At 54.3% G+C, this 17,002-nt stretch carries 12 protein-coding genes; 6 read left to right on the top strand and 6 right to left on the bottom strand.

Going from position 1 to position 17,002, the window contains the following annotated elements:
- Nucleotides 1–147: 147 nt before the first annotated feature.
- The 5 genes from ntrC to glnA all read right to left on the bottom strand — a co-directional run bounded on the left by ntrC (nucleotide 148) and on the right by glnA (nucleotide 5,648).
- Nucleotides 148–1,590 (bottom strand): nitrogen regulation protein NR(I), encoded by a 1,443-nt coding sequence (gene ntrC / locus ACN0UH_RS09740; protein ID WP_417661872.1) that lies wholly within the window; start codon nucleotides 1,588–1,590, stop codon nucleotides 148–150.
- Nucleotides 1,587–2,672, bottom strand: coding sequence for a nitrogen regulation protein NR(II) (gene glnL, locus ACN0UH_RS09735; protein WP_417661871.1), 1,086 nt, complete (start codon nucleotides 2,670–2,672; stop codon nucleotides 1,587–1,589). Before glnL ends, ntrC begins: the two co-directional genes overlap by 4 nt.
- Before the next feature lie 195 nt (nucleotides 2,673–2,867).
- The gene (locus ACN0UH_RS09730) at nucleotides 2,868–3,482 is read right to left on the bottom strand and encodes a DUF4124 domain-containing protein (RefSeq protein ID WP_417661870.1); all 615 of its coding nucleotides are present in this window, start codon (nucleotides 3,480–3,482) and stop codon (nucleotides 2,868–2,870) included.
- On the bottom strand, nucleotides 3,482–4,042 hold the full coding sequence (locus tag ACN0UH_RS09725; RefSeq protein ID WP_417661869.1) for a DUF4124 domain-containing protein: 561 nt from the start codon (nucleotides 4,040–4,042) through the stop codon (nucleotides 3,482–3,484). Before ACN0UH_RS09725 ends, ACN0UH_RS09730 begins: the two co-directional genes overlap by 1 nt.
- Nucleotides 4,043–4,241: 199 nt before the next feature.
- Nucleotides 4,242–5,648, bottom strand: coding sequence for a glutamate--ammonia ligase (gene glnA, locus ACN0UH_RS09720; RefSeq protein ID WP_087518528.1), 1,407 nt, complete (start codon nucleotides 5,646–5,648; stop codon nucleotides 4,242–4,244).
- Nucleotides 5,649–5,975: 327 nt separating this feature from the next.
- On the opposite strand from glnA, the gene thiI reads away from it, so the two are divergent.
- The 3 genes from thiI to cptA all read left to right on the top strand — a co-directional run bounded on the left by thiI (nucleotide 5,976) and on the right by cptA (nucleotide 11,371).
- On the top strand, nucleotides 5,976–7,430 hold the full coding sequence (gene thiI / locus ACN0UH_RS09715) for a tRNA uracil 4-sulfurtransferase ThiI (protein WP_417661868.1): 1,455 nt from the start codon (nucleotides 5,976–5,978) through the stop codon (nucleotides 7,428–7,430).
- 171 nt (nucleotides 7,431–7,601) lie between these two features.
- Nucleotides 7,602–9,413, top strand: a complete 1,812-nt coding sequence (gene typA, locus ACN0UH_RS09710) for a translational GTPase TypA (protein WP_339516012.1) — start codon at nucleotides 7,602–7,604, stop codon at nucleotides 9,411–9,413.
- Between the two features lie 218 nt (nucleotides 9,414–9,631).
- The gene (gene cptA / locus ACN0UH_RS09705; protein ID WP_417661867.1) at nucleotides 9,632–11,371 is read left to right on the top strand and encodes a phosphoethanolamine transferase CptA; all 1,740 of its coding nucleotides are present in this window, start codon (nucleotides 9,632–9,634) and stop codon (nucleotides 11,369–11,371) included.
- Nucleotides 11,372–11,472: 101 nt separating this feature from the next.
- On the opposite strand, the gene ACN0UH_RS09700 is transcribed toward cptA, so the two are convergent.
- Entirely contained in the window at nucleotides 11,473–11,874 is a 402-nt protein-coding gene (locus ACN0UH_RS09700) for a YkgJ family cysteine cluster protein (protein WP_339516010.1), read from the bottom strand.
- A 407-nt stretch (nucleotides 11,875–12,281) separates the two neighbouring features.
- Between ACN0UH_RS09700 and ACN0UH_RS09695 the strand changes: the two genes are divergently transcribed.
- The 3 genes from ACN0UH_RS09695 (at nucleotide 12,282) to ACN0UH_RS09685 (ending at nucleotide 17,000) form a co-directional block, all read left to right on the top strand.
- On the top strand, nucleotides 12,282–13,889 hold the full coding sequence (locus ACN0UH_RS09695) for a histidine kinase N-terminal 7TM domain-containing protein (protein WP_417661866.1): 1,608 nt from the start codon (nucleotides 12,282–12,284) through the stop codon (nucleotides 13,887–13,889).
- 121 nt (nucleotides 13,890–14,010) lie between these two features.
- Nucleotides 14,011–15,912, top strand: a complete 1,902-nt coding sequence (estP, locus tag ACN0UH_RS09690) for an esterase EstP (protein WP_417661865.1) — start codon at nucleotides 14,011–14,013, stop codon at nucleotides 15,910–15,912.
- Between the two features lie 80 nt (nucleotides 15,913–15,992).
- On the top strand, nucleotides 15,993–17,000 hold the full coding sequence (locus ACN0UH_RS09685; protein ID WP_417661864.1) for a class 1 fructose-bisphosphatase: 1,008 nt from the start codon (nucleotides 15,993–15,995) through the stop codon (nucleotides 16,998–17,000).
- Nucleotides 17,001–17,002: the final 2 nt, after the last annotated feature.

Raw genomic sequence — 17,002 nt, 5'->3', positions numbered from 1 at the left:
GCCAGTGGCGGTCCGCACCAAACCTATCCAGCTTAGTTCAAACGCTGGCACTCTCAATAAGCGTGCTTATGTCTATGTCCTGTGCATAAAAAAACGGGCCTTGATTCAAGGCCCGTTTTTCATGTTGCTTATACGCTTACAGCAAACTCAGTTGTCATCGCCGTCGCCGTCGTCGTCATCGCCGCCATCGATGTTCATGCCCAACTCTTTGATCTTGCGGGTGAGGGTGTTGCGGCCCCAGCCAAGCAGGATCGAGGCATCACGGCGCCGACCGGCGGTGTGCTTGAGGGCTGTTTCAATCATGATCCGCTCAAATGCGGGTACAGCACTGTCGAGCAGGTTTGACTGGCCGCGGGCCAGTGACTGGTCGGCCCATTGGCGCAGCGCCTGTTCCCAGTTGCTGACCGGCGTGCTGTCTTGTGGTTGCGAAAGCAGCTCAGGTGGCAAGTCATCGATATGCACTTCACGGCCAGAGGCCATGACGGTGATCCAACGGCAGGTGTTTTCCAGCTGACGCACATTGCCCGGCCACTGCAATTGTTGCAGGTAATCTTCGGTTTCACTTTTCAGTAGCTTGGGTTCGACCGACAGCTCAAGTGCGGCGCGGCTGAGGAAGTGCCGGGCCAAGGTTGGAATGTCTTCACGGCGGTCTGACAAGCGCGGAATGTGGATGCGAATAACGTTGAGGCGATGGAACAGGTCTTCACGGAATTTGCCTGCGTGCACCAGACTTTCAAGATTCTGGTGAGTGGCGGCAATAATCCGCACATCAACCTTGACTGGAGTGTGGCCACCCACGCGGTAGAACTCGCCATCAGCTAGTACCCGGAGCAGACGAGTCTGGGTGTCGGCGGGCATGTCGCCGATTTCATCGAGAAACAGAGTGCCGCCATCTGCTTGCTCGAAGCGACCGCGACGCTGATTGGCTGCTCCGGTGAACGCGCCTTTTTCATGACCGAAGAGTTCGGACTCCATCAGGTCTTTAGGAATTGCCGCCATGTTCAGCGCAATAAAGGGAGACGCGGCGCGAGGGCTGTGGCGATGCAGGGCGTGGGCAACCAGTTCCTTACCCGTACCTGACTCACCGTTGATCAGAACCGTGATATTGGAGTGCGACAGGCGACCGATGGCGCGAAACACCTCCTGCATCGCTGGCGCTTCACCGATGATTTCTGGTGTTTGTGTTTCAGCAACTGGAACCCTGAGGTTTTGCTGTTCTTGCGCATGCTGGTTGGCACGCTTGACCAGTGAAATGGCCTCGTCGACGTCAAACGGCTTGGGCAAATATTCGAATGCGCCACCTTGATAAGAGGCTACTGCACTGTCGAGATCCGAGTGTGCCGTCATGATAATGACCGGAAGGCGCGGATGCAGGTCTTGAATGCGGGCAAGCAGGTCGAGACCGCTAACGCCCGGCATGCGAATATCGGAAATAATCACATCAGGCTGTTGGCGCGTCAGCCGGGTCAGCAAACCATCAGCGTTATCGAAGGTTTGAGTGATCATCCCTTCTTGTTGCAAGGCTTTTTCAAGCACCCAGCGGATAGAACGGTCATCGTCGACAATCCAGACGGTTTCACTACGGCTCATGGCTGAGTTGCTCCTTGTTCCAGCGGCAGAAAGATGGTGAATACGGTGTGGCCCGGATGGCTTTCGCATTCGATCAGCCCCTGATGCTGACTAATAATATTCTGCGTGATTGCAAGGCCAAGTCCGGTGCCGTCGGCACGGCCACTGACCATTGGGAAGAAAATGGTTTCTTGCAGTTCTGGAGGGATGCCGGGGCCGTTGTCGATAATTTCAATCTTGGTCACCAGGCGATGGCGAACATGACCAATGGTGAACTGGCGCAAAGCCCGAGTGCGCAGGGTAATGCGACCCAAACGCATGTCACTCAATGGGCTCAGCGCCTGCATGGCGTTGCGCACGATATTGAGCATGGCCTGGATCATTTGTTCGCGGTCGATAAGTACATCCGGGATGCTCGGATCGTAGTCACGCACCAAGGTGATGCAGCCTTGGCTTTCGGCCTCAACCAGGCTGCTGACGCGCTCGAGCACTTCATGCACGTTGGTCATCGATAGCGACGGCAGCTTGTTTGAGCCAAGCATGCGGTCAACCAAGTTGCGCAAGCGGTCGGCCTCTTCAATGATTACGTTGGTGTAGTCCTTGAGGTTTTCCTCTGGGAGTTCGCGGGCTAGCAGTTGCGCCGCGCCGCGGATGCCACCTAACGGATTTTTAATCTCATGAGCCAGGCCGCGCACTAATAGCTTGGTGGTTTCTTGTTTTGAAAGCTGTGCTTCTTCTTTGGTGATGCGCAGCATGCGATCGCGCGGGAAGACTTCGAGCAGAAGCAAGGTTTTGCCGCGACTAATCACTGGCGTAACTGCATAGTCTACGGTGAGAGTTTGCCCGCTCACCGAGGTCAGCACCGCTTCACGTTTATTGAATGGATGGGCTTCATCGACTGCTTGGCGCAATGAGCTTAGTGCTTCGGCGGACTCAGTGAATAGCTCACTGATAAATTGGCCGTGGCTGCGTTGGCCACTTACGGCCAAGAGCATTTCGGCAGCCGGGTTCATGTACTCAAGACGCAGTTCGGCGTCGAGCAATAATGTAGCTGTTGTCAGGTTATCGAGTAGCAGGCGGTGCAGTGCGTCGTTAATGATCATAGGCATCGGCTTCCGGCAGTGGTTATGAAAATGCAAGAAGCAAACCAAAGCCCTGAAAAGTAGCGTTTAACCCGCATAAATAGCGACAACGCCCACAAATAGGTGTAGATCGCCGTGCGCAGGGCGACCCAAAACAGGGAGAGTATAGAAGTCGCCGCCTGCATGCGCACTCAAATGGTGCGCATGCGTGTTGGGCTACATAAAAGGAACGAAGGGAATGTCGCTTTCTTCTTCAGGTTTATCCTTTAATGGGCATTCTGGGCGCACACCATAGTCTTTTATTTTGCAGGGATTAACCTGGCGCTTTTGCGCGAGCGAGGTGCGCAGCAAATGGAACGGCTGGCTTGGTGTCCGCTCAATGATGCGCTCCTGCTCATCAATGATTTCAACAGCCAACTGGTGCGTGCCGCGATCAATATTCTCAAGTGGGAAAACCGGGCTGCGGCCGGTCTCGCCGATCACATCGCCATCAAGTATCAAACGAAAGCGATGGCCGGGCAGCAGTTCCGGCTCGCTGGTGGCGCTGACAATCAGGTTGCCTGCGTTGTCGCGAATCGTTGCGTCCGGTTGCGGCACCAGAATGCGCAGCATCTGATAGGACAGCACCACGGGTTGGTTTTCTACAACTTCTGGCTTGAGCTTGATGGTCGGGGTTATGCGGTTGGTCGGTGCTATCTGCACCGGTTTTGCATTACCGCCCCTGGGTTGGTCGGTAAATACCCGATTTCCTTCTGCATCTATATAGGTGTAGACCTGCGCCGAGGCGGACAGGCTACTGAGCAGCAATAAACAGGTTAAAAGTGCGCGCATCAAGGGGCTGGCTTAGGTTTGGGTTTAGGAACGAATGCCGGGCTATTGTTGGTGTTGACCCGTTGCACGGTGAATGTGCTGGACTCGCTTTGTTGTACGGTGCCGGTCGTGCTGATGACCTGTACCGCCAACGAGTGTTCACCGCGATCAATATTGTTCAGTTGTAAGCGCGGTACGTTAGACGGTTCGCCATAAGGTTGGCCGTCGAGAACGAGTTGCAAGCGATGGGCTGGTGACAGGCGGGGCTGAATATTAACGCCGACGCTGAATGTGCCGTTGTTTGCGCGCAGCGCTGCTTCATCAGGTATGCCTGTCAGTTCAAGCACTTGATAAGACGACTGAGCCTGGGTCGAGGCTTCTGTGCTGTCATTGCTGATTGGCGCCTGCGGTGTTTGCATTTCTACCGTGTTGGTTTTGGGCAGTTCGATGACTTCTGTCTTGGCGCCATCAGGTGGCTCATTGGTGAAAACCGTATTGCCGTTGGCGTCTGTGTATTTATAGATTTGCGCGCTGGCCGGCAGGGCGGCGGCGAGTAAAAGGCAGGCAATTAGGGTGCGCATGGCCAATATCTCAAATGAGTTTGCTAATAAAGATTGCACTGCTCAGCGCTGCTGGCAAGTGTCGGCATGTTGCAGTGTGTGCGGGCGCATAAAACAAGGGGTAGAAGGAACTGACGGACAATCTGCGCGTGGTTGATCCGGGTTGCAGTTATAAAAACAAAAGGCCACCCAAGGGTGGCCTTTTGTCATACCGGCTGGATTAGACGCTGTAGTACAGATCGTATTCCAGTGGGTGTACGAAGGTGCGGACTTTGATTTCTTCTTCGTGCTTGAGCTCAAGGTAAGCATCGATGAAGTCGTCGCTGAACACGCCGCCTTTGGTCAGGAACGCACGACCTTTGTCGAGCTCTTCCAGGGCTTCTTTCAGGCTGCCGCAAACCTGTGGGATCAACTTGCCTTCTTCTGGTGGCAGGTCATACAGGTTTTTGTCAGCTGCATCGCCAGGGTGGATCTTGTTCTGGATACCGTCGATACCGGCCATCAGCAATGCTGCGAAGGCCAGGTATGGGTTGGCAGCTGGATCCGGGAAGCGCGCTTCGATACGGCGAGCTTTAGGGCTGGCAACATAAGGAATACGGATCGAAGCAGAACGGTTGCGAGCTGAGTAAGCCAGCATTACTGGAGCTTCGAAGCCAGGGACCAAACGCTTGTAGGAGTTGGTCGAAGGGTTGGTGAAGCCGTTTAGTGCCTTACCGTGTTTGATGATACCGCCGATGAAGTACAGAGCGATGTCAGACAGGCCGGCATAGCCTTCACCGGAGAAGGTGTTCTTGCCGTCTTTGGAGATCGACATGTGAACGTGCATACCTGAGCCGTTATCGCCGTACAGTGGCTTAGGCATAAAGGTAGCGGTTTTGCCGTAGGCGTCAGCAACGTTGTGCACGCAGTACTTCAGGGTCTGAACTTCGTCAGCCTTAGCTACCAGGGTGTTGAATTTGACGCCGATTTCGTTCTGACCAGCAGTCGCCACTTCGTGGTGGTGAACTTCGATGACCAGGCCCATATCTTCCATGGCATTGCACATGGCAGTACGGATTTCGTGGTCGTGGTCACATGGCGGAACTGGGAAGTAGCCACCTTTGACGGCTGGACGGTGGCCTTTGTTGCCGCCTTCGATGTCGCCGTCAGTGTTCCAGGAACCTTGCTCGGAGTAGATTTTGAACATCGAGCCGGAGATGTCCGACTTGAACTTCACTTCGTCGAAGATGAAGAACTCAGGCTCTGGGCCTACGAATACAGTGTCACCGATACCGGTCGACTTGAGGAACTCTTCAGCGCGCTTGGCGATGGAGCGTGGGTCGCGGTCGTAGCCTTGCATGGTGCTTGGCTCAACGATGTCGCAAACCAGAATCAGGGTTGGCTCTTCGGTGAATGGATCCAGTACAGCTGTTTCGTCAACCGGCATCAGAATCATGTCGGAAGCTTCAATGCCTTTCCAGCCATGAATAGAGGAGCCGTCGAACATCTTGCCGTGTTCGAAGAAGTCTTCGTCCAGTGCGTCGCGGGCTGGCATGGTTACGTGGTGCTGCTTACCCTTGGTATCAGTGAAGCGCAGGTCAACCCACTTCACGTCGTGTTCTTTAATAAGTTGAATCGACTTCGACATGCTGTCCTCCAGGCGGATAAGGCTCAATCTGTTGAGCCCACAAAATTCGGAAAAGCTCGGCGGATACTCCGCCAGTACTACCTGCCTCACAAGGGAGCAATTTGCATGCCAGTGCACTGTGATGGGCTAAAACCCGCAAACGCAGGAGCGGCGGGGGTTGATCGCAATTTATAAATCGACCGGCGCACCAAGTAAGTGCCGCGCGAAGTAATGGCGCACCATTTTAGTGCGCTAAAATGTTTAGGTAAGGTTTTTGATCAAACCTTGCACAATTTCCGCTATAATCCGCGCCCCTGTTTTTTCGCGAGCTTGGCGCGCGTTGCTTCCATGAAACTGATCGTAAAAGTTTTCCCAGAAATCACCATCAAGAGTCGGCCTGTTCGCAAGAACTTCATCCGGCAATTGGCCAAGAACATCCGCTCGGTGTTGCGCGATCTCGATCCGCAGCTCTCGGTTAGCGGTGTCTGGGATAATCTGGAAGTGGAGACAACCCTAACCGATGCCAAGCTTCTCGGCGAGCTGACTGACCGCCTGAGCTGCACGCCGGGCATTACTCATTTCCTTGAAGTCAACGAATACCCGCTGGGTGATTTCGACGATGTACTGGAAAAGTGCAAGCTGCATTTCGCCGATCAATTGCCGGGCAAGATTTTCTCTGTGCGCTGCAAGCGTGCTGGCAAGCACCCCTTCAGTTCGATGGATGTTGAGCGTTATGTAGGCAGTCAGTTACGTCAGCAGTGTGGCGCTGCCGGCATCTCGCTGAAAAATCCTGATGTTGTCGTGCGCATGGAAATCCGTGATCAGCGCCTGTTCGTCATCCATAACCAGCATGAAGGCCTGGGTGGTTATCCGCTGGGTTCGCTGGAGCAGACGCTGGTATTGATGTCGGGTGGCTTTGATTCAACCGTCGCTGCTTATCAAATGATGCGTCGCGGTCTGGTGACTCACTTTTGCTTCTTCAATCTCGGCGGCCGCGCCCACGAACTGGGTGTGATGGAAGTTGCGCATTATCTGTGGAAGAAATTCGGCAGCTCGCAGCGCGTACTGTTTATTAGCGTGCCGTTTGAAGAAGTGCTCGGCGAAATCCTCGGCAAGGTCGATAACAGCCAGATGGGCGTGGTGTTGAAGCGCATGATGTTGCGCGCCGCTACGCAGATCAGCGATCGTCTGCAGATCGACGCTCTGGTGACAGGCGAAGCTATTTCACAGGTGTCGAGCCAGACTCTGCCCAACCTGTCGGTGATCGACGCCGCCACCGAAAAGCTGGTGCTGCGTCCGCTATTGGCCAGCCACAAGCAAGACATTATCAATACCGCGACGCAGATCGGCACTGCCGATTTTGCCAAGCACATGCCTGAATACTGCGGTGTGATTTCGGTGAACCCGACCACCAAGGCCAAGCCCGACCGCATTGCTTACGAAGAAAAGCAGTTCGACATGGCGGTGCTTGAGCGTGCAGTACAGAGCGCAACCCAGTTGCCGATTGATAAGGTTATCGACGAGCTGGGCAAAGATATTCATGTTGAGGAAGTCAGCGAAGCCCTTGCCGGTCATGTCATCATTGATATCCGTCATCCGGACAGCGCCGAGGACGAGCCACTGCAGCTGCCCGGCACTGAAGTGCAGACTTTGCCGTTCTACGCACTCAACAGTCGCTTTAAAGAGTTGGACCCTAGTCGCCAGTATTTGTTGTATTGCGACAAGGGTGTCATGAGTCGCTTGCATGCTCACCACCTGTTAAATGAGGGGCATGCGAATGTGCGCGTTTATCGTCCGACATAAGACGCCCGGGTTGAATGGCGGCAGCATCCGCCATCGCCCTCCCGACATACAGGCGGCGTAAAAGCTTCTGAGCCGCGACCCGCTCAATGCGTTTTTACGTCGTCTAGCACAACCTTAATACTCGCCGTCTACACTATGCGGCAAACCGAATCCTCTGATCGAGATACACAAGTGATCGATAATCTACGCAACATCGCAATCATCGCCCACGTTGACCATGGTAAAACCACCCTGGTAGACAAACTCCTGCGCCAGTCCGGCACGCTTGACCGTAAAGAGCTTGAAAACGAGCGCGTGATGGACAGCAACGACCAGGAAAAAGAGCGTGGCATTACCATTCTGGCTAAAAACACCGCTCTGAAATGGCACGACTACGACATCAACATCGTAGACACCCCGGGCCACGCCGACTTCGGTGGTGAAGTTGAGCGCGTAATGAGCATGGTTGACTCCGTGCTGCTGGTGGTTGACGCCCAAGACGGCCCAATGCCACAGACTCGCTTCGTAACTCAGAAAGCGTTCAAGGCTGGCCTGCGTCCTATCGTTGTAATCAACAAGATCGACCGTCCGGGCGCACGTCCTGACTGGGTTGTTGACCAGATTTTCGACCTGTTCGATAACTTGGGTGCAACCGAAGAGCAACTCGATTTCCCAATCGTTTATTGCAGCGCCCTGAACGGGATTGCAGGTCTTGAGCACGATAAGCTCGAAGAAACCATGGACCCACTGTTCCAGGCGATCATCGACCACGTCCCGGCTCCAGCCGTAGACGTTGATGGCCCGTTCCAGATGCAAATCTCGCAGCTGGACTACAACAGCTTCCTCGGTGTTATCGGTATCGGCCGTATCGCTCGCGGTAAGGTCAAGACCAACACCCCAGTGACCGCTATTGGCACTGACGGCAAGAAGCGTAACGGCCGTATCCTCAAGATCATGGGTCACTCGGGCCTGCAGCGCGTTGAAGTTAACGAAGCGCAAGCCGGTGACATCGTTTGCGTAAGCGGCATGGACGAGCTGTTCATTTCCGACACCCTGTGTGATCCGCTGAATGTTGAAGCGCTTGAGCCGTTGACCGTTGACGAGCCAACCGTGAGCATGACCTTCCAGGTTAACGACTCGCCGTTCTGCGGTAAGGAAGGCAAGTTCGTCACCAGCCGTAATATCAAAGAGCGTCTCGACAAAGAGTTGCTGTACAACGTTGCCCTGCGCGTTGAAGAAGGCGACAGCGCTGACAAGTTCAAGGTTTCCGGCCGTGGTGAGTTGCACCTCTCGGTACTGATCGAAACCATGCGTCGCGAAGGCTTCGAACTGGCTGTAGGCCGTCCTGAAGTTATCATTCGTATGGTTGACGGCGTTAAGCACGAACCATTCGAAAACGTCACCATCGACCTGGAAGAGCAGCATCAGGGTCCGATGATGGAGCAGATGGGTAACCGTAAAGGTGACCTGACCAACATGGTTCCAGACGGCAAGGGCCGTGTACGTCTTGAGTACACCATTCCTGCGCGTGGCCTGATCGGCTTCCGTAACCAGTTCCTGACCCTGACTTCGGGTTCGGGCATCCTGACCAGCATCTTCAGCCACTATGGTCCGATGAAGTCGGGCGATATGGGCGGTCGTATTCAGGGCGTTCTGGTTTCCAGCGCCACTGGTAAGGCTCTGACTTACTCGCTGGAAACGCTGCAGGCTCGCGGTAAGTTGTTCCTCGGCCACGGCGACGACGTATACGAAGGCATGCTGGTTGGTATCAACAGCCGTGACAACGATCTGGTTGTTAACCCAACCAAGGGTAAGAAGCTCGATAACATGCGTGCTTCCGGTAAAGACGAAACCATCGCTCTGGTTCCGCCAATCCGTTACACCCTGGAACAAGCTCTGGAATTCATCGAAGACGACGAGCTGGCTGAAATCACGCCTAAGTCGATCCGTCTGCGTAAGAAGTTCCTGCTTGAGACTGACCGTAAGCGTGCTAGCAAAAACTAAGCATTAGTTTTAGCTACACCTAAAAAGCCCCTGGCAGCTTGGCTGTCAGGGGCTTTTTTGTGTCCGCTGGCTGGCAAAAGCACCATGGAATTCGGACCTTGCAACCGACATTCTTTTCACAATGTTTCTGCTATTTTGGCCGGCTTTAATCGCTCGCCCCGTTTTAAGTGCACATGTTCGGGGCTTCTGAGTGTATCGGTATTGAGTAGGAGTTGGACATGCAAGTATCGGCAGCCGCCAAGGATGGAAAACGTTGGGATTGGGCCGGACTCGGTTGGCTGTTCCTGTTTTTCTGGTATTTCTCCGGTGTTACCCAGTTATTGATCCAACTGACCGACACCACCGGTTTTGTCAGCTTCCGCCAAGCGTTTTTGGTCAGTGGAATTTGGCTGATCCCAGTCTTGCTGTTTCCTAAACAAACCAAAACGATCGCCGCTGTGGTTGGCGTGATCTTGTGGGCGTGCTCTTTAGTGGGGCTGGGCTACTTCTGTATCTACGGCCAGCAATTTTCTCAAAGCGTTATTTTCATCATGTTCGAGTCGAACGTGGCTGAGAGCATGGAATATTTTGGCCACTACTTCGTGTGGTGGATGATTCCGGTCTACCTCGCTTATACCTTTATTGCCTGGCTGCTATGGCGCAAGATCCGACCGCTGGAATTCGGTGTTACTCAGGCGCGGGTGCTCAGTGTTGTGCTGCTGCTTAGCTTGATTGGCTACCCGTTGGCTAAAGAAATCAGTAAGCGAGCAACGCTGGGCCTGGCCTTCGAGAAGTTTGAAGAGCGCATTGAGCCGGCAGTGCCTTGGCAGTTGGTTGTGGGTTTTCGTAAATACCGCCAGCAACTCGACAGCATGGAAAAGCTTCTGGCGGGCAACGCCAAGCTTGCGCCACTTAAGGGCATGAAGGATGTGCGTGCTGACAAGCCGACAACCTTGGTGTTGGTCATTGGTGAATCAACCAACCGCCAGCGCATGAGCCTTTATGGCTACCCGCGTGAAACTACGCCTGAATTGGACAAGCTGCGCGATCAGTTGCAGGTGTTCGACAATGTAGTCACGCCGCGCCCTTACACGATCGAGGCGCTGCAGCAGGTTCTGACCTTTGCCGATGAGAAAAATCCAGACGGTTACCTGACCACGCCGTCGCTGGTCAACATGATGAAACAGGCCGGTTACAAGACCTTCTGGATCACCAATCAGCAGACCATGACCAAGCGCAACACCATGCTCACGACTTTCTCTGAACAGACGGATGAGCAGTATTACCTGAACAACAACCTCAATCAGAACGCTCGCCAGTACGACGGTGATGTGCTTGAGCCCTTTGCCAAGGTGTTGGCTGACAAAGCGCCGCGCAAGCTGATTGTGGTGCACTTGCTGGGTACGCACATGCGCTACAAGTACCGTTACCCGGAAGACTTCGACAAGTTCACCGATAACAAAGGGGCGCCCAAGTGGGTGACCGAGGACCAAATAGCGACCTACAACAGCTATGACAACGCAGTGCTGTATAACGATTTTGTAGTGTCTAGCCTGATCAAGCAGTTCTCAGCGACCAAGCCGGATGGTTTTCTGTTGTACCTGTCGGATCATGGCGAAGCCGTGTTCGACACCCCGAAAGGCGGTGTGATTGGTCGTAACGAAGGCAAGCCAACTTCGCCGATGTACACCATTCCATTTATGGTCTGGGCCTCGGACAAGTGGAAGGCGCACAGCTCTTTTGATTTCAGCAGCATGCTTGAGCGGCCTTACAGCAGCTCGAACCTGATTCATACCTGGGCTGATTTGGCTGGGCTGAGCTTTGGTGAGCTTGATCGGAGCAAGAGCTTGGTCAGTAACAAGTTCATCGCCCGTCCGCAAATTATTGGCGACCCTTATAAACCGAAATCCTTGATTGATTTCAGCTTGATCAAGCCAAAGAAAATCCAGTTGAGTAAGGATGATGTGGCGACCAACTAGCCCGGTCGATCCTGAGTTTGCCAGGCCTGGGTTTGCCAGATAAAAGCCCCGCAGATTTTGCGGGGCTTTTTTATTTCCGGAATAAAGGCGTCAGCTACGATTTAGCGTGCTGGCTTGGGAATATAGGCGCAATAACCGGGGCGTGGGCCGACTTTTGGGTGGTTGCGACAGGTTTCCGGGCGTACATCGTAGATGGTGCACAGGCGCGATTTGCGATCCAGATACATGCAGTCATTATTCGACAGGCGTGTCAGGGTGAAGATGCCCGATTTCTGGTTGAAGCGCTCAATAATGCCTTCTTTCTGCAAACGTTTAGCGACATTTCGCGGCGGGTCGCCTTTTTCGAACTCATCGGCCACACCCATGCGAATCAGGTCGTTGAGGCGCACTTCGACGGGCAGTTGGCAGCAACTGGAGTTGCAGCTGTGGCACATGTCACTGGTGTATTTGGCCCAGGTATCCAGGCGGTCGATTTCGGCGGCGGCAATCAGGTTGTTTTTCATCGGTCTGCTAAGCGTAGGAGGGAGTTGCGGCGGGCGATAATAGCGATGTCAGCCGTTTTGTGAAGCAACATCTGCTGACCGGTTGATTATAGCCTCCTGCAAGTTTAGCAGCGCTGGCAGTGTTGGTGTCTAATCTAGCTGCTAAACTGCGCCCAGCATTGCGTTTCAGCGGTTTAGCAGCGCGATTTGGAACTAGGCGATAGGCAGTATTTTACGGCTAGCAGTAGCCCACATTTTCTTCTGGTTTAGGGTGATCCTTTGCGCGTCTGCGGTTGTGGGGCATGGCCATGCTCGGTCTTTAGCCGTAATTGTTTTCATTGCACGTTTATCGGTGCGTGGCCGGCTCTTGGGAGTGCACACCGTTGAGTCTTTTCAGCTCATGCAACCAGTCTGACTGGTCTTTTTCTGTGCAGTTGTTGATCACCAGTGTTGTGTGCTTCGGGGTGATCCTGCTATCACGCTGGGTTTCGCAGCAGCGCTACTTCCCAGGGCAGAGCAGTTTTATCTGGCTGCACTTGGCCAGCCTCTGGTGGATGTTTGCAGCAAGCCTTGAGATGGCTGCGCAAGGCGCTGAGTGCAAGATGTTTTGGGCGAGTATGGCTTGGCCCGGAATTCTCATGACGCCGACTTTCTGGGCGGTGTTTCTCTGGCAGTACATTTACAGTAATCATCAACGCCTGAGCAATCGGCTGCTGTTGGTGCTCACTCTGGCGCCCGCGCTGTGCTGGGTCTTGGCGCTGACTAATCCGTGGCATCACTTGATGTACATTGAGGAAACCGCGCCGTTCAGCAGTGAGTTCGGTTCGCCAATCAAGTACGTGCATGGCAGCGTTTATTATCTGGCCACAGCCTACGGTTATCTTTGCATGGCGTTCTGCTCCGGCATTGTCATCCGTGCGGTTCTCAGTAGTAGCGGTCTTTATCGGCGTCACTACCTGGCTTTTTTGTTGCTCACTTTGGTGCCTTGGGCGACAAACGCCAGCCACGTATTTCTGGGGGTGTCGCTTTTTGGCTTTGACCCGACGCCATTCAGTTTCGCGTTCACCCTGATGGCCTTTGCCTGGCTAATTGTTGGAGTGCGCCTGTTTGACCTATTGCCGGTTGCACGCAATTTATTACTCGAGGCGTTGTTTGACCCTGTTTTGGTGGTCGATTCGCAGTTACGAGTGGTTGAGGCGAACCCGTCAGCGCTGAGGCTTTCAGGGCTTGAACGTGACTGGCAGGGGCGTTATTTGCAGGATTGGCCAGTGGTGGGGGCAAAATTATCTGAGTTGCTTAATCAGGCGCAGGGATGCGAACCCAATCAGTTGCTGTCTTTACCGCCCTTGAATCGCTATTTCGAGCTCAACATTCGCCCGGTCGAGCGCACCACGCGCCATGAAGTCGCGCTCTTGGGGCAAATGCTTTATCTGCGTGATGTCTCTCAGCGTCATATGAGCGAGCTGCAGTTGGCTGAAGCCTTGGCGGTCAGTGAGCAACGCCTGCTTACTATCTCAAATTTGCATGAACAGCTACGTGAGCAAGCACTTTGCGACCCGTTGACCGGGCTCTACAACCGGCGCTATCTGGAAGAGTTTTTTTCGCTGGAGATCGCGCGCGTACAGCGCGAGCAAAAACCATTATCACTGGCTTTGATAGATCTCGATCACTTCAAACTGCTCAACGACAAACATGGCCACCTTGAGGGTGATGATGTGCTTAAAGCGCTGGCTGATAATCTGCGGCTTAACGTGCGCAGTTCGGATGCGGCGTTTCGTATCGGTGGTGAAGAGTTTCTTCTCGTGTTGCCGGGGGCGGACCTTGAAGAGGCTTCTAAGCGCTTGAATATCATCTGTAAACAGCTGGCGGCGCAGCCTTTGGAAACCCGTGGTGGTTTACGTCAGGTGACCTTGTCGGCAGGTATTGCATGTTGGCCGATGCAGGGTTCCAGTCTGGATGAGTTGCTCGATGTCGCTGACGCTGCCCTCTACCAAGCCAAGCGCGCGGGTCGCAACCAAGTGGTCGCATTGCCCTGAATGACGTTTGCATAATGACTGGCGAGGGGCATTCAGTCAGACCAAGTAGTGCAATCACTGCAAAAACTGGCTAAATTTGAGCTGTTGGTACTGCCTATAACAATAAATAAAGGATTGCCCAGTGAAACGCACCCTAACTCCGCTCGCCGTGGCGTGCATGCTCGCCAGCTATTCAACCTTTACCAGTGCAGGTCCCTTCAGCAGCTTAATTGTATTCGGCGACAGTTTAAGTGACGCCGGGCAGTTTGCTGATGCAGATGGCCCCGCTGGCGCGACTCGTCGCTTCACCAACCGGGTTGGTCCGACCTATCAAAATGGTAGCGGTGAGATCTACGGTTCGACTTCACCTATGTTGTTGGGCGAGCAGTTAGGTCTGGGTCCGCAAGCGCCTTCGACTTCACAGGTTTATGCTGATCAAGGCTTAACCGACGGCAATAACTGGGCTGTAGGCGGTTACCGTACAGATCAAATTTACGACTCAATTACCCAGGCTGGCGGCTCGGTAGCAGGCACACGTACTCGCGATGGCTATCTGGTCGATCTTGCAAATCGGGGCTTGAGCCTGGATCGCAACGCGCTGTTCTACGTCAATGGCGGTGGTAACGACTTCCTTCAAGGCACCATCTTCAGCTCGGGCCCGCAAGCAGCGGCAACCCAACTGGCCGACAGCGTGCGCGCCCTACAAGGTGCAGGTGCACGCTATATCATGGTTTCACTGCTGCCAGACGTTGGCACCACACCGGCTATTTCGGGCACCGCTTTAGCGCCGACGATTACTGCGATTGGCAAGGATTTCAACACGGAGTTGGTCAGCCAGCTGTCACAAATCGATGCGCAAATCATCCCGCTTAACGTACCGGTACTGTTCAACGAGGTGCTGCAGAATGCTGCTGCTTATGGCTTTGACTCCAGCCAGAACCTGACCGGCAGCTGCTTTGCCGATTGCGGCGACGTTAACGCCACCTGGGGCATCAATAGCGCAACACCAGACCCAAGCAAGCTGATTTATAACGACAGCGTGCACCCGACCACCGCCGTTCAAGAGATTTTCGCCGATTACGCCTACTCGCTGCTTGCGGCGCCTTGGGAAGCCAGTCTGTTGCCTGAAATGGCCCACGGCACCTTGCGCGCGCATCAGGACCAGTTGCGTAACCAGTACATTGCGGACTGGGAAGCCTGGCAGCCGGTGGGGCAGTGGCGGGCCATTGTTTCGGGCGCGGGCCAGCATCTGGACTTTGACAGCCAGGCCGCTTCGCCAAGTGGTGACGGCGACGGTTACAGCCTCAACGTAGGCGGCAGCTATCGTGTCGATGACAGCTGGCGATTTGGTGTTGTGATGGGGCTTTATGAGCAAAATCTCGAGGTCGGCAGTGCGGATTCCGACTACGACATGCGCAGCTATCTGGGCAGCGCATTTGCCCAGTATCAACACAATCGCTGGTGGGCGGATGCGTCCGTGACTGCTGGCTATCTTGACTACCATGACCTCAAGCGCAAGCTCGAGCTCGGTCGGGTCACACGCTCGGAGAAAGGCGATACTGATGGCACCTTATGGGCACTTTCCGGACGGGTTGGCTACGACATCGCGCAGCCTGGCAGCGACTGGCACCTGAGTCCGTTTGTCAGCGCTGACTATGCAAAAGTAGAGGTCGATGGCTACGACGAAAGCGGTGCGAGTTCCACTGCCCTTAATTTCGGCGATCAGGATCGCACCTCCAAACGCCTAGGTATCGGTATGCAGGGCCGCTGGGCAATCACTCAAGCGACTCAGGTGTTTGCTGAAGTTGCCCATGAAACCGAATACGACGATGACAGCACTGATGTGCGGGTTTCTCTCAACAGCCTGCCCGGCATTGACTACAAGCTTGAGGGATACACCCCGGATGACAACCTTGACCGTGCCAGCCTGGGTTTTAGCCAGCAACTGGCTAGCGACCTTGCGCTGCGCGGGGTTTACAGCTTGAGTAAGAGTGACGACAACAAGCAGCAAGGTGTTGCGCTGTCGCTGGCTTGGGACTGGTAAGTACCGATGGGCGGCAGCAGAAGACGCTGGCGCCCATAACCGGTTAAACTGCGCGCGATTTCCTATCTTCGGAGCCTGACATGTCCCGCGTTACCCTGAGTCGCTATCTGATCGAGCAAACCCGCAGCCACAACACCCCGGCTGATCTTCGCTTCCTGATTGAAGTTGTTGCACGGGCCTGCAAGGCGATCAGCCATCAGGTGTCCAAGGGCGCGCTTGGCGGTGTGCTAGGCAGCATGGAAACCGAGAACGTCCAAGGTGAAGTGCAAAAGAAGCTCGATGTTATTTCCAACGAGATTCTGCTTGAAGCCAACGAGTGGGGCGGCCACTTGGCGGGCATGGCATCTGAAGAAATGGACAACGCTTACCAAATTCCGGGGCGTTATCCGAAGGGCGCGTACTTGCTGGTTTTTGACCCGCTCGATGGCAGCTCGAATATCGATGTGAACGTCTCTGTTGGAACCATCTTCTCTGTCCTGCGTTGTCCTGAGCGTAACGGTGACGAGGGCGATTTGGGTGAAGATGCATTCCTTCAGCCGGGGACTGAGCAAGTTGCCGCCGGTTACGCGATCTACGGCCCGCAGACCATGTTGATGCTGACTCTGGGCAACGGCGTTAAAGGCTTCACGCTGGACCGTGAACTGGGCAGCTTTGTTCTGACCCATGACAATATCAAGGTGCCTGAAACTACTCAGGAATTTGCCATCAATATGTCCAACCAACGCCACTGGGAAGAGCCGGTCAAGCGTTACGTAAGCGAGTTACTGGCCGGTGAAGAAGGCCCGCTGAAGAAGAATTACAACATGCGTTGGATTGCAGCCATGGTGGCTGATGTGCATCGTATTCTTACCCGTGGTGGCTTGTTCATGTACCCGCGCGATGGCCGTGAACCTGAGAAGCCAGGCAAGTTGCGCTTGATGTACGAAGCTAACCCGATGTCGTTCATTATTGAACAGGCTGGCGGCGTCTCAACCAACGGCGAACAGCGCATCATGGATATTCAGCCGACTTCTTTACACCAGCGTGTTGCGGTCTACCTGGGTTCGAAAGAAGAAGTTGAGCGCGTTACCTCTTACCATAAGAAGTAAGC

The organism is Pseudomonas sp. (genome assembly GCF_048265905.1).
GTDB lineage: Bacteria > Pseudomonadota > Gammaproteobacteria > Pseudomonadales > Pseudomonadaceae > Aquipseudomonas.
Note: the sequence above shows the minus strand (reverse complement) of the source record. Positions and strands in the feature narration are given on the sequence as shown.

What these genes read in the sequence shown, in the direction of transcription:
- ACN0UH_RS09685 (WP_417661864.1), top strand. Translation starts at nt 15,993, where the DNA reads ATGTCCCGCGTTACCCTGAGTCGCTATCTGATCGAGCAAACCCGCAGC.
- ntrC (WP_417661872.1), bottom strand. Translation starts at nt 1,590, where the DNA reads ATGAGCCGTAGTGAAACCGTCTGGATTGTCGACGATGACCGTTCTATC.
- glnL (WP_417661871.1), bottom strand. Translation starts at nt 2,672, where the DNA reads ATGATCATTAACGACGCACTGCACCGCCTGCTACTCGATAACCTGACA.
- cptA (WP_417661867.1), top strand. Translation starts at nt 9,632, where the DNA reads ATGCAAGTATCGGCAGCCGCCAAGGATGGAAAACGTTGGGATTGGGCC.
- ACN0UH_RS09725 (WP_417661869.1), bottom strand. Translation starts at nt 4,042, where the DNA reads ATGCGCACCCTAATTGCCTGCCTTTTACTCGCCGCCGCCCTGCCGGCC.
- glnA (WP_087518528.1), bottom strand. Translation starts at nt 5,648, where the DNA reads ATGTCGAAGTCGATTCAACTTATTAAAGAACACGACGTGAAGTGGGTT.
- ACN0UH_RS09700 (WP_339516010.1), bottom strand. Translation starts at nt 11,874, where the DNA reads ATGAAAAACAACCTGATTGCCGCCGCCGAAATCGACCGCCTGGATACC.
- thiI (WP_417661868.1), top strand. Translation starts at nt 5,976, where the DNA reads ATGAAACTGATCGTAAAAGTTTTCCCAGAAATCACCATCAAGAGTCGG.
- ACN0UH_RS09730 (WP_417661870.1), bottom strand. Translation starts at nt 3,482, where the DNA reads ATGCGCGCACTTTTAACCTGTTTATTGCTGCTCAGTAGCCTGTCCGCC.